Source organism: Streptomyces sp. NPDC047002 (assembly GCF_040704505.1).
Lineage (GTDB): Bacteria > Actinomycetota > Actinomycetes > Streptomycetales > Streptomycetaceae > Streptomyces.
The window spans coordinates 52792-65668 of the sequence record NZ_JBEYWC010000028.1 but is presented as its reverse complement, the minus strand read 5'-3'; the positions used below and the strand labels follow the sequence as shown (position 1 = coordinate 65668).

Genomic DNA, 12877 nt, shown 5'->3' with positions numbered 1-12877 from the left:
CTCACGAGGCACCACCGAAGGGCACGCAGTGAACTGGGACGCCACCGACGCAGAAGCGGACGCCCACACCGGAGCCGAAGCAGGCGACCGGCTCGTCGGCGCCTCCGCCGACGGCGAGGACCAGGCCGTCGAGGCGGCGCTGCGCCCGAAGTCGCTGTCCGAGTTCGTCGGCCAGGAGCGCGTACGGGAGCAGCTGGACCTCGTCCTTCGGGCCGCGCTCGCCCGCGGCGCCACCTCCGACCACGTCCTGCTCTCCGGCGCGCCCGGCCTCGGCAAGACCACCCTCGCGATGATCGTCGCCGCCGAGATGGGCGCCCCGATCCGCATCACCTCGGGCCCCGCGATCCAGCACGCGGGCGACCTCGCCGCGATCCTCTCCTCGCTCCAGGAGGGCGAGGTGCTGTTCCTCGACGAGATCCACCGGATGTCGAGGCCCGCCGAGGAGATGCTGTACATGGCGATGGAGGACTTCCGGGTCGACGTCATCGTCGGCAAGGGCCCGGGCGCCACCGCCATCCCGCTCGAACTGCCGCCCTTCACCCTGGTCGGCGCCACCACCAGGGCCGGCCTGCTGCCGCCGCCCCTGCGCGACCGCTTCGGCTTCACCGGCCACATGGAGTTCTACGCGAGCGGTGAGCTGGAGCGCGTCCTGCACCGCTCGGCGCAGCTCCTCGACGTGGAGATCGACGCGGCGGGCGCAGCCGAGATCGCCGGGCGCTCCCGCGGCACGCCCCGCATCGCCAACCGCCTGCTGCGCCGCGTGCGTGACTACGCGCAGGTCAAGGGCGACGGCTTCGTCAACAGGGAGGTCGCGGCCGCCGCCCTCGGGGTGTACGAGGTGGACGAGCGGGGACTCGACCGCCTCGACCGCGCGGTGCTGCACGCGCTGCTCAAGCTGTTCTCCGGCGGACCCGTCGGCCTGTCCACCCTCGCGGTCGCCGTGGGGGAGGAGCGCGAGACGGTCGAGGAGGTCGCCGAGCCCTTCCTCGTACGGGAGGGACTGCTCGCGCGCACGCCGCGCGGCCGGGTCGCGACCCCCGCGGCCTGGGCGCACCTGGGCCTCACGGCCCCGCGGCACGCGCCGGGAGCAAGCGGACAAGAGGGCCTGTTCGGGGCCTGAGAGCAGGGATAGTCGCCCCGGGCGGAACCCGGGTGCCATGCTGGGCGTTGTTCCAACGATGCGGACTCGCCTAGACTCCGCCGATGCCGCCCTCCCGGTCGGCGTCCCCACCCCCGAATACCAGGCCGTCCGTCCAGCACGGCGGTCGTGCGAAGGAAGTTCCCTCCCGTGAGTTACGCGACCCTTCTCCCCTTCATCGTGCTCATCGGGGCCATGTTCCTGATGACGCGGTCCGCCAAGAAGAAGCAGGCGGCCGCGGCGTCGATGCGCAACGACATGCAGCCCGGCGTGGGCGTGCGCACGATCGGCGGCATGTTCGCCACCGTCAAGGAGGTCCACGACGAGATGGTCCTCCTCGAGGTGGCGCCCGGCGTCCACGCGGTCTACGCGAAGAACGCGATCGGCGCCGTCCTCGACGACGAGGAGTACAACCGCATCGTCCACGGCGAGGAGCCGTCCGCCGCGGACCTCGGCCTGGACGCGCCCGTCGTGCCCGACGACGCCTCTTCGCTGACCGAGGGCGGCTCGGGGATCGACCTGGGCAAGAAGCCCGGCGCCGACCTGAGCAAGCAGGGCGACGACGCCGAGCCCGCAGCCGGCGCTCCGGCCGAGCCCCAGGACGCGGCAGTGAAGGACGCCGCCGAGGCGGAGGGCGACACCGCGCCGGAGAAGGCGGAGCACGCGAAGAACCCCGAGAACCCCGAGAACCCCGGGAACCCCGAGAAGTCGGAGAAGGACATCGCCGCCGGGCAGCGGGCCGCCAAGGGCGAAGCGAAGACCGACGGCGAGACCGGAACGAAGTAGTCACCTCCGCGACCGCGGGCCGCCGCACCGCGGCTGCCGGCGGTGCGCGGGCCGCAACGAACTTGGCGGGGCAGGGTCCCCACACCACTTCGTGGCCGCTCACGCCGGCGCTCACCACCGGACGGCAGGCGGTTGGACAGGGAGAATCGAAAAGGTGGCAGCACCCAAGAAGGGGCGGAGGCCCGCGGGGGCTCCGGGCAGGCCCGGCCGCACCCTTGCACTGTTCCTGATCGTCACCGCCGCCCTCGTGGGCGGCATGTTCTGGTCGGGAGACACCGCGCCGCGCCTGGGCATCGACCTCGCGGGCGGCACGACGATCACGTTGAAGGCGCAGAACACGCCGGGCAAGCCCAACGCGATCAACAAGACCAACATGGACACCGCGGTCGACATCATGAACCGCCGTGTCAACGGTCTCGGCGTGTCCGAGGCCGAGGTCCAGACGCAGGGCAACGACAACATCGTCGTGAACATCCCCAAGGGGACCAACGAGGCCCAGGCCCGCTCGCAGGTCGGCCAGACCGCGCAGCTGTACTTCAGGCCCGTGCTGACCGTGGCGGCCGGCGCGCCCACGCCCCAGCCGTCGGCGAGCGGGTCGTCCAAGGCCACGCCGAGCACGTCCCCCAGCGGCTCCGCCTCGTCGTCCGCCTCCGCGGGCTCCGGCGGCTCCACCGCGTCCGACCGGTCCTCCGGCTCGCCCTCGTCCGGTGCGAGCACCCAGGGCCGCGCCGTCACCAGCGCCCTGAAGAAGGCGCCCTCCCCCTCGGCGTCCGACGGGGCGAGCGCCCCCGCGACCCCGCCCGCCACCGGTGACGCCTCGACGCCGCCCGACGCGGCGACCGCCGCGCTCCAGAAGAAGTTCGAGGCCCTGGACTGCAGCAACAGGGCACAGCGCACCAAGGCCAACCAGGGCGCGGGCCCCAAGGACACGATCGTCGCCTGCGGCCAGGACTCCAACAAGCAGTGGGAGAAGTACGTCCTCGGCCCCGCCGCGCTCGAAGGCACCGACGTCAAGAAGTCCCAGGGCGTCTTCGACACCCAGAACGCCCAGTGGATCGTCACGCTGGACTTCACCGGCTCCGGCAGCAAGAAGTTCTCGAAGATCACCAGCCAGCTGTCGCAGCAGCAGTCGCCGATGAACCAGTTCGCCATCGTCCTCGACGGCAACGTGGAGTCGGCCCCCTCGGTCAGCCAGACCCTCAGCGGCAGCGCCCAGATCTCCGGCAGCTTCGACCAGCAGTCCGCCAAGGACCTCGGCAACGTCCTGTCGTACGGCGCGCTCCCGCTCTCCTTCCACGAGGAGACCGTCACCACCGTCACCGCCGCGCTCGGCAGCGAGCAGCTCAAGGCGGGCCTGATCGCGGGCGGCGTCGGCTTCGCCCTCGTGCTGATCTACCTCATCGCGTACTACCGGGGACTCGCCGCGATCGCGGTGCTCAGCCTGGTGGCCTCGGCGATCCTCACGTACACCCTGATGTCGCTCCTCGGCTCCGGCATCGGCTTCGCGCTGAACCTGCCGGCCGTCTGCGGCGCCATCGTCGCCATCGGCATCACCGCCGACTCGTTCATCGTGTACTTCGAACGGATCAGGGACGAGATCAGAGAGGGCCGCACCCTGCGGCCCGCCGTCGAGCGCGCCTGGCCGCGCGCCCGGCGCACGGTCCTCGTCTCCGACTTCGTCTCCTTCCTCGCCGCAGCCGTGCTGTTCATCGTCACGGTCGGCAAGGTGCAGGGCTTCGCGTTCACGCTCGGCCTGACCACCATCCTCGACGTCGTCGTGGTCTTCCTGTTCACGAAGCCCGTGATGACCCTGCTGGCCCGGCGGCGGTTCTTCGCCGACGGCCACCCGTGGTCGGGACTCGACCCGAAGCGGCTCGGAGCCAAGCCGCCCCTGCGCCGCTCCCGCCGGGTCGGTGGCGCTTCCTCGTCCGACCACCCGAAGGAGGCGTGAGATGTCGCGGATCGGTGCCTTCACCGCTCGTCTCTACCGCGGCGAGGTCGGCTACGACTTCGTGGGCAAGCGCAAGATCTGGTACAGCATCTCGGTGCTCATCGCGATCACCGCGATCGTCGGGCTCGCCGTGCGCGGCATCAACGAGAGCATCGACTTCAAGGGAGGCGCCGTCTTCACCACCCCGAAGACGAGCGTCTCCGTCGAGGAAGCCGTGAGCGACGCGCAGGACGCGTCGGGCAAGACGGCCGTCGTCCAGAAGCTCGGCAACGGCTCGCTGCGCATCCAGATCGCCGAGATCACGACCAAGCAGTCCGACCCGATCAAGGCGCAGCTCGCCAAGGACCTCAAGGTCGACCAGAACCAGATCACCGCCGACCTGGTCGGCCCGAGCTGGGGCTCCACCATCGCCAACAAGGCGTGGACGGGTCTGATCATCTTCCTGGTCCTTGTGGTGATCTATCTGGCGATCGCTTTCGAGTGGCGCATGGCCGTCGCCGCGTTCGTCGCGCTGCTGCACGACATCGTCATCACGGTCGGCGTGTACGCGCTGGTCGGCTTCCAGGTCTCGCCCGGCACGGTGATCGGCCTGCTGACCATCCTCGGCTACTCGCTGTACGACACGGTCGTGGTCTTCGACAGCCTCAAGGAGCAGTCGAAGGGCATCACCAAGCAGACGAAGTACACGTACTCCGAGATCGCCAACCAGTCGATCAACTCCACCCTGGTCCGGTCGATCAACACCACCGTCGTGGCGCTGCTCCCGGTCGCGGGTCTGCTGTTCATCGGCGGCGGCTTCCTCGGCGCCGGCGACCTCAACGACATCGCGCTCTCGCTGTTCGTCGGCCTCGCGGCCGGCGCGTACTCCTCGATCTTCATCGCGACCCCGCTGGTCGCGGAGCTCAAGGAGCGCGAGCCCCGGATGAAGGCGCTGCGCAAGCGCGTCCTCGCCAAGCGTGCCAAGGCCGAGCAGGAGGCCGCGGCCGAGGGGCCAGGCGCCCAGGCGGCCGGGACGGCCCCCGGCGGCCCCGCACCGGCCGTGGCGGGCCCCCGCGACCGCTCCCCCCGCGGCGGCCGCTCCTCGGGGAGGCGCAGGTGAGCGGCGAGGACCTGCGGGAACTGCTGCTCAGCCGCATCAGGGACGTCGCCGACTACCCGCGGCCCGGGGTCATGTTCAAGGACATCACCCCGCTGCTCGCGGATCCTGAGGCGTTCCGGGCGCTCACCGGTTCGCTGGTCGAGGAGTGCCGCAGGATGGGCGCCACCAAGATCGTCGGCCTTGAGGCGCGCGGCTTCATCCTGGCGGCGCCGGTCGCGGTCGAGGCCGGCATCGGCTTCGTACCGGTGCGCAAGGCGGGCAAGCTGCCCGGCGCGACCCTCTCCCAGGGCTACGACCTCGAATACGGCACCGCCGAGATCGAGGTCCACGCCGAGGACCTCGCCGAGGGCGACCGGGTCGCCGTCATCGACGACGTGCTCGCCACCGGCGGCACCGCCGAGGCGGCGGTCGAGCTGATCAGGCGGGCAGGGGCCGAGGTCGCCGGGGTGTCCGTGCTGATGGAGCTCGGCTTCCTGGACGGCAGGGCCCGGCTGGAGAAGGTGCTGCGGGGCGCCCCGCTGGGGGCCCTGCTCACGGTGTGAGCCGTCCTCCGGACGTGTGACGGCGGGCATCCGGGAACAACCGGGTGCCCGTCCGCCGTTCCGCCGCTCCGAGGGGGAGGCGGGCCGTCCTGCGCCGGCGATCAGCTCTTCCCGGAGCGAGCAAAATGGCCGGGATCGCTACCATGGACCTTTCCGGGGCTGAACGGGTGGTCCCAGATCCGCACGAGGAGCCCTCTTGCCAGACGAGGCCAAGCCACTGGCCGCCACGCCCGAGCCGCACGCCGACCGGGCCCAGGCGGAGCCCCAGACGCAGCAGCAGGCCCGAGCGGGCGACGCCGGGCCGGTCCCGCGCGGCTCCGACGCGCAGCCGGACGCCGGCGACGCGCCCGCCCGGCCGAACCACACGCCGCCCACGGCGCCCAAGCCGCTTCCCGCCACCCCGCAGCGCTCCGGCTCGTCCAACCGGGTGAGGGCCAGGCTCGCGCGCCTCGGCGTGCAGCGCTCGTCACCGTACAACCCGGTGCTCGAACCGCTGCTGCGGACCGTGCGGGGCAACGACCCCAAGATCGAGACGGCCACGCTGCGCCAGATCGAGCGCGCCTACCAGGTCGCGGAGCGCTGGCACCGCGGCCAGAAGCGCAAGAGCGGCGACCCGTACATCACCCACCCCCTCGCCGTCACCACCATCCTGGCCGAGCTGGGCATGGATCCGGCCACCCTGATGGCGGGGCTGCTGCACGACACCGTCGAGGACACCGAGTACGGCCTCGACACGCTGCGCCAGGACTTCGGCGACCAGGTCGCCGCTCTGGTCGACGGCGTCACCAAGCTGGACAAGGTCAAGTTCGGCGAGGCCGCGCAGGCCGAGACCGTGCGCAAGATGGTCGTCGCGATGGCCAGGGACCCGCGCGTCCTGGTGATCAAGCTCGCCGACCGGCTGCACAACATGCGCACCATGCGCTTCCTCAAGCGGGACAAGCAGGAGAAGAAGGCCCGCGAGACGCTGGAGATCTACGCGCCGCTCGCCCACCGGCTCGGCATGAACACCATCAAGTGGGAGCTGGAGGACCTCGCCTTCGCGATCCTCTACCCGAAGATGTACGACGAGATCGTCCGGCTCGTCGCCGAGCGGGCGCCCAAGCGCGACGAGTACCTGGCCATAGTGACCGACGAGGTCCAGGCCGACCTGCGGGCCGCCCGTATCAAGGCGACCGTCACCGGCCGCCCCAAGCACTACTACAGCGTGTACCAGAAGATGATCGTCCGCGGCCGCGACTTCGCCGAGATCTACGATCTGGTCGGCATCCGCGTCCTGGTCGACACCGTGCGCGACTGCTACGCGGCGCTCGGCACCGTCCACGCCCGGTGGAATCCGGTACCGGGGCGGTTCAAGGACTATGTGGCGATGCCCAAGTTCAACATGTACCAGTCGCTGCACACGACGGTCATCGGGCCGAGCGGCAAGCCCGTCGAGCTCCAGATCCGCACCTTCGACATGCACCGGCGCGCCGAGTACGGCATCGCGGCGCACTGGAAGTACAAGCAGGACGCCGTCGCGGGCGCGTCCAAGGTCCGCACGGACGTGCCGCGGGCCTCCGGCAAGGGCGGCCAGGACACCGTCAACGACATGGCGTGGCTGCGGCAGCTGCTCGACTGGCAGAAGGAGACGGAGGACCCGAGCGAGTTCCTTGAGTCCCTGCGCTTCGACCTGTCGCGCAACGAGGTCTTCGTCTTCACCCCGAAGGGCGACGTGATAGCGCTGCCGGCGGGCGCGACGCCCGTCGACTTCGCGTACGCCGTGCACACGGAGGTCGGGCACCGCACCATCGGCGCGCGCGTCAACGGCCGCCTGGTGCCGCTGGAGTCCACCCTCGACAACGGCGACCTGGTGGAGGTCTTCACCTCCAAGGCGTCGGGCGCGGGCCCGTCTCGTGACTGGCTCGGCTTCGTCAAGTCACCGCGGGCCCGCAACAAGATCCGCGGCTGGTTCTCCAAGGAGCGCCGCGAGGAGGCCATCGAGCAGGGCAAGGACGCCATCGCGCGGGCCATGCGCAAGCAGAACCTGCCGATCCAGCGGATACTGACGGGCGACTCGCTGGTGACCCTCGCGCACGAGATGCGCTACCCGGACATCTCGTCGCTGTACGCGGCGATCGGCGAGGGCCATGTCGCCGCGCAGGGCGTCGTGCAGAAGCTGGTGCAGGCGCTCGGCGGCGAGGAGGCGGCCACCGAGGACATCGAGGAGACGGCGCCGCCCGCGCGCAGCAGGGCCAAGCGCCGCTCCAACGCCGACCCCGGCGTGGTCGTCAAGGGCACGGACGACGTGTGGGTGAAGCTCGCGCGCTGCTGCACGCCGGTGCCCGGTGACCCGATCATCGGCTTCGTGACGCGGGGGAGCGGTGTGTCGGTGCACCGTGCGGACTGCGTCAACGTGGACTCGCTCTCGCAGCAGCCCGAACGGATCCTCGACGTCGAGTGGGCGCCGACCCAGTCGTCGGTGTTCCTCGTCGCGATCCAGGTCGAGGCGCTCGATCGGTCCCGGCTGCTCTCCGACGTCACGCGGGTCCTGTCCGACCAGCACGTGAACATCCTGTCCGCGGCGGTCCAGACCTCCCGTGACCGCGTCGCCACCTCGCGCTTCACCTTCGAGATGGGCGACCCGAAGCACCTGGGCCACGTCCTGAAGGCCGTACGGGGCGTGGAGGGCGTCTACGACGTCTACCGCGTCACCTCGGCCCGCAGGCCCTGACGCGCCGCCGACGGGCGCGCGCCGCGGCGGCGGCACACGGCGAAGGGCCCCGCGGAACGGATGCGTTCCGCGGGGCCCGGCGTGCTGCGCCCGTCCTGCCGGCCGGCCGCCGAAGTCCCGGCCGCCGAACAGTGCTAGCCGCCGAACTCCTCAAGGCCCTTGAGGGCCTGGTCGAGCAGGGCCTGGCGGCCTTCGAGCTCCTGGGTGAGCTTGTCGGCCCGCGCGTTGTTGCCCGACGCCCGCGCCTGGTCGATCTGGCCGCGCAGCTTGTCCACGGCCGCCTGGAGCTGGCCCGTCAGCCCCTCTGCGCGCGCCCGCGCCTCCGGGTTCGTACGGCGCCACTCGCGCTCCTCGGACTCCTGGAGCGCCCGCTCCACCGCCTGCATGCGGCCCTCGACCTTCGGGCGGGCGTCCCTCGGCACATGCCCGATGGCCTCCCAGCGCTCGTTGAGCGCGCGGAACGCGGCCCGCGCCGCCTTCAGGTCCCGCACCGGCACCAGGCGCTCGGCCTCCTCGGCGAGCTCCTCCTTGAGCTTGAGGTTCTCCGCCTGCTCCGCGTCCCGCTCGGCGAACACCTCGCCGCGCGCCGCGAAGAACACGTCCTGAGCGCCGCGGAAGCGGTTCCACAGGTCGTCCTCCGCCTCGCGCTGCGCACGCCCGGCGGCCTTCCACGCCGTCATCAGCTCGCGGTAGCGTGCCGACGTGCCGCCCCAGTCCGTGGAGCCGGAGAGCGCCTCGGCCTCGGCGACCAGTGCCTCCTTGGCCTGCCTGGCCTCCTCGCGCTGCGCGTCGAGCGCCGCGAAGTGGGCCTTGCGGCGCTTGGAGAACGCCGAGCGCGCGTGCGAGAAGCGGTGCCACAGCTCGTCGTCGGACTTGCGGTCGAGCCGCGGCAGGCCCTTCCACGTGTCCACGAGGCCCCGCAGCCGCTCGCCCGCGACCCGCCACTGGTCGCTCTGCGCCAGCTCCTCGGCCTCGGCGACCAGCGCCTCCTTCGAGCGGCGCGCCTCGTCCGTCTGCCGGGCGCGCTGCGCCTTGCGCTCCTCCCTGCGGGACTCCACCGTCGCGACGAGGGCGTCGAGCCGCTTCCCGAGCGCGTCCAGGTCGCCCACCGCGTGGTGCTCGTCCACCTGGGCGCGCAGATGGTCGATGGCGGCCGTCGCGTCCTTCGCCGACAGGTCGGTGGTCCGCACCCGGCGCTCAAGGAGTCCGATCTCGACGGCCAGGCCCTCGTACTTGCGCTCGAAGTAGGCGAGGGCCTCGTCCGGCGATCCCGCCTGCCAGGACCCGACGACCACTTCCCCCTCGGCCGTACGCACGTACACGGTGCCCGTCTCGTCGACTCGGCCCCACGGGTCGCTGCTCACAGCGCCTCCTCCAGCTGACACCCGGAGGGACCAGCGTCCCCCGGCGTCGTCCACGGTTCCCGGGGCGGGCAGCGCCCGCCCTGCATAACGCCCAACATAGGCGAACGGCCGCCCGGCTGTCCGCACTCCGCACGGCCGAAATTCATTGGCCGGTACAGCGGGTCACTGCTTGTCGACGGTGGCCTTCTGCACCGTCACCGCGTCCTTGGGTGCGCCGTCGTGGACCGGTGATTTCGCGGTGCTGCCCGCGACCCCCGCCTTCGCCACGGCCTGCACGGCCTTCAGCCCCGCGCTGTCCATCGTGCCGAACGGCGTGTAGTTCGGCTGCAGCTTGGAGTCCTTGTAGACGAGGAAGAACTGGCTGCCTCCGGTGTGCGGCTGGCCGGTGTTGGCCATCGCCACCGTGCCCGCCTTGTACGTCACCGAGCCGTCCGCGGCCGGCTTGCCGAGCGCGGTGAGGTTCTCGTCGGGGATCGTGTATCCGGGGCCGCCCGTGCCCTTGCCCGTCGGGTCGCCGCACTGGAGCACGAAGATGCTGTCGTCGGTGAGCCGGTGGCACGTGGTGCCGTCGAAGAACTTCTTGTCCGCGAGGTACTTGAACGAGTTGACCGTGTGCGGGGTCTTCGCGGCGTCCATCGCGATCCCGATGGTGCCCCGGTTCGTCTTCAGGTCCATCGTGTACTTCGCGGTCTTGTCGATGGTCATCTTCGGCTCGGGCGCGGCCGACGCCGAGGCCGAAGGGGACGGTGCCGCGGCGGGGGAGGCGGCCGCGTCGGCCTTCTTCCCGTCGTCCTTGCCGCCGATGACGGCGAACGCGGTGCCGCCACCGCCGATCACCACCACGGCGCCCACCACGGAGGCGATGACCGCGTTGCGGCGCTTGGCGCGCCTGCGCGCCTCCATCCTGCGCCGCTGCTGCCGCTCGAACTTGTCCCTGGCAAGCTGCCGCCGCCGCTGGTCGTTGTTGGCCACCGGGTCTACTCCCTAGGTGTTCGGATGTCGGATGTCGGATCCGTCCGGCAGGACTGACCCCGTACGCTATATGGGTTCGCTGTGGAATTCGCGGTCCCGGTAGGGTCTGTGCACTGCCTGTGATCTGCCGCGACGCCCGCCCGTGACCTGCCGCCGCGGGTACCGACCCGCGGACCGCCCGTCGGCAGGCGGCGCGTCCGCCGCCGACCGCTCGACGACATGAAGGACGATCGTGCTCATTGCCGGGTTCCCCGCCGGGGCCTGGGGGACCAACTGCTATCTGGTCGCCCCCGCCGCAGGTGAGGAGTGCGTGATCATCGACCCCGGCCACCGCGCCGCCGAGGGCGTCGCGGAGACGGTGGCGAAGCACCGGCTCAAGCCCGTCGCGGCCATCCTCACCCACGGCCACATCGACCATGTCGCCTCGGTGGTGCCGGTGTGCGGCGCGCACGGCGTGCCCGCCTGGATCCACCCCGCCGACCGCTTCATGATGAGCGACCCCGAGAAGGGCCTCGGCCGCTCGGTCGGCGCACAGCTGATGGGCGAGCTGACCGTGGGGGAGCCCGACGACGTACGCGAGCTGTCCGACGGCGCCGCGCTCCGGCTCGCGGGCCTCGACCTGACCGTCGCGCACGCCCCCGGCCATACCAAGGGGTCGGTGACCTTCGGGCTGCCGGAGAGTGCGGACGGCGGCGTGCCGCCGGTCCTCTTCTCCGGCGACCTGCTGTTCGCCGGCTCCGTCGGACGCACCGACCTGCCGGGCGGGGACCCCGACGAGCTGTTCGAGTCGCTCGGCCGCGTGTGCCTGCCGCTCGACGACTCGACCGTGGTGCTCTCGGGCCACGGCCCCCAGACGACCATCGGCCAGGAGCGCGCGGGCAACCCCTACCTCCGCCGGGCGGCAGCCGCCCGCGCGAGCGGGGACGCCGAGGACGCGCCACCGCGACGAGGAATGTGAACCCAGCGATCCCCATGAGCACCTTCCAGGCCCCCAAGGGCACCTACGACCTGCTCCCGCCCGCGTCCGCCACGTACCTGGCGGTGCGCGACGCCCTCGCCGAGCCGCTGCGGCGCTCCGGCTACGGCTACGCGGAGACGCCGGGATTCGAGAACGTCGAGCTGTTCGCGCGCGGTGTCGGCGAGTCCACCGACATCGTCACCAAGGAGATGTACGCCTTCGAGACCAAGGGCGGCGACCGGCTCGCGCTGCGCCCCGAGGGCACCGCCTCCGTGCTGCGCGCCGCGCTTGAGGCCAACCTCCACAAGGCGGGCAACCTCCCCGTCAAGCTCTGGTACTCGGGCTCGTACTACCGCTACGAGCGCCCGCAGAAGGGCCGCTACCGGCACTTCTCCCAGGTCGGCGCCGAGGCGATCGGCGCTGAGGACCCGGCGCTCGACGCCGAGCTGATCATCCTCGCCGACCAGGCGTACCGCTCGCTCGGGCTGCGCGGCTTCCGCATCCTGCTCAACTCGCTCGGCGACCGCGCGTGCCGCCCCGTCTACCGCGAGGCGCTCCAGGCCTTCCTGCGCGGGCTCGACCTCGACGAGGAGACCCGCCGCCGCATCGAGATCAACCCGCTGCGGGTCCTCGACGACAAGCGGCGCGAGGTACAGCAGCAGCTCACCGGCGCGCCCCTGCTGCGCGACTTCCTGTGCGACGCCTGCCGCGCCTACCACGACGAGGTCAGGGAGCTGCTGACCGCGCAGGGCGTCGCCTTCGAGGACGACCCGCGGCTGGTGCGCGGTCTCGACTACTACACCCGCACCACCTTCGAGTTCGTCCACGACGGCCTGGGCTCCCAGTCCGCGGTCGGCGGCGGCGGGCGCTACGACGGCCTGTCCGAGATGATCGGCGGCCCCGCCCTGCCGTCCGTCGGCTGGGCGCTCGGCGTCGACCGCACGGTCCTCGCACTGGAGGCCGAGGGCATCAGCCTCGAACTGCCGCCCACCACCAGCGTGTTCGCGGTGGCGCTGGGCGACGAGGCGCGCCGGGCGCTGTTCTCCGTCGTCACCGAGCTGCGCAGGGCGGGCGTCGCCGCGGACTTCGGCTACGGTCGCAAGGGCATCAAGGGCGCGATGCGCAGCGCCGACAGGTCGGGCGCGCGCTACACGCTCGTCGCCGGCGAGCGCGACCTCGCGGAGGGCGTCGCCCAGCTCAAGGACATGGAGTCGGGCGAGCAGCACGCCGTCGCGCTCGACGCGGTGGTCGACAAGGTGCGCGCGCTGCTCGGCCGCGGCTGACGCACGGGCGCGTGAGAGGGGGACCGGACCCGGCCAGCGGGCCGGTCCCCACAGCTCGCGCTTATCCCGTCCGA

The 12877-nt window shown here is 71.7% G+C and carries 10 protein-coding genes; 8 read left to right on the top strand and 2 right to left on the bottom strand.

Translation table 11 applies throughout. From position 1 onward, the window contains the following. Positions 1-28 precede the first annotated feature (28 nt). From ruvB to AB0910_RS23540, 6 genes are all read left to right on the top strand, one after another. Positions 29-1120, top strand: a complete 1092-nt coding sequence (gene ruvB, locus AB0910_RS23565; protein ID WP_366746605.1) for a Holliday junction branch migration DNA helicase RuvB — start codon at positions 29-31, stop codon at positions 1118-1120. A gap of 168 nt (positions 1121-1288) precedes the next feature. Continuing rightward, positions 1289-1924, top strand: a complete 636-nt coding sequence (gene yajC, locus AB0910_RS23560) for a preprotein translocase subunit YajC (RefSeq protein ID WP_366746604.1) — start codon at positions 1289-1291, stop codon at positions 1922-1924. Between the two features lie 154 nt (positions 1925-2078). After that, positions 2079-3875, top strand: coding sequence for a protein translocase subunit SecD (secD, locus tag AB0910_RS23555; protein WP_366746603.1), 1797 nt, complete (start codon positions 2079-2081; stop codon positions 3873-3875). Position 3876: 1 nt separating this feature from the next. Continuing rightward, entirely contained in the window at positions 3877-4974 is a 1098-nt protein-coding gene (secF, locus tag AB0910_RS23550) for a protein translocase subunit SecF (RefSeq protein ID WP_366746602.1), read from the top strand. After that, positions 4971-5516 carry an adenine phosphoribosyltransferase gene (locus AB0910_RS23545; protein ID WP_366746601.1) on the top strand — a complete coding sequence of 182 codons (546 nt, stop codon included), beginning with the start codon at positions 4971-4973 and terminating at the stop codon, positions 5514-5516. The genes secF and AB0910_RS23545 overlap by 4 nt, the downstream gene beginning before the upstream one ends. A gap of 196 nt (positions 5517-5712) precedes the next feature. Continuing rightward, a complete protein-coding gene (locus AB0910_RS23540) occupies positions 5713-8226 on the top strand; it encodes a RelA/SpoT family protein (RefSeq protein ID WP_366746600.1) in 2514 nt (837 codons plus the stop codon). A 134-nt stretch (positions 8227-8360) separates the two neighbouring features. Here the strand turns inward: AB0910_RS23540 and AB0910_RS23535 are convergent, their stop codons facing one another. Together AB0910_RS23535 and AB0910_RS23530 are read right to left on the bottom strand one after the other, a co-directional pair. After that, complete coding sequence (locus AB0910_RS23535; protein ID WP_366746599.1) at positions 8361-9590, bottom strand: DUF349 domain-containing protein; 1230 nt, start codon at positions 9588-9590, stop codon at positions 8361-8363. Between the two features lie 162 nt (positions 9591-9752). Next, positions 9753-10562: a peptidylprolyl isomerase gene (locus tag AB0910_RS23530; protein ID WP_366746598.1), complete on the bottom strand. Its 810-nt coding sequence runs from the start codon at positions 10560-10562 to the stop codon at positions 9753-9755. Positions 10563-10794: 232 nt separating this feature from the next. Between AB0910_RS23530 and AB0910_RS23525 the strand changes: the two genes are divergently transcribed. Continuing rightward, on the top strand, positions 10795-11520 hold the full coding sequence (locus tag AB0910_RS23525) for an MBL fold metallo-hydrolase (RefSeq protein ID WP_366746597.1): 726 nt from the start codon (positions 10795-10797) through the stop codon (positions 11518-11520). A 14-nt stretch (positions 11521-11534) separates the two neighbouring features. Further along, a complete protein-coding gene (gene hisS / locus AB0910_RS23520; RefSeq protein ID WP_366746596.1) occupies positions 11535-12803 on the top strand; it encodes a histidine--tRNA ligase in 1269 nt (422 codons plus the stop codon). Positions 12804-12877 lie beyond the last annotated feature (74 nt).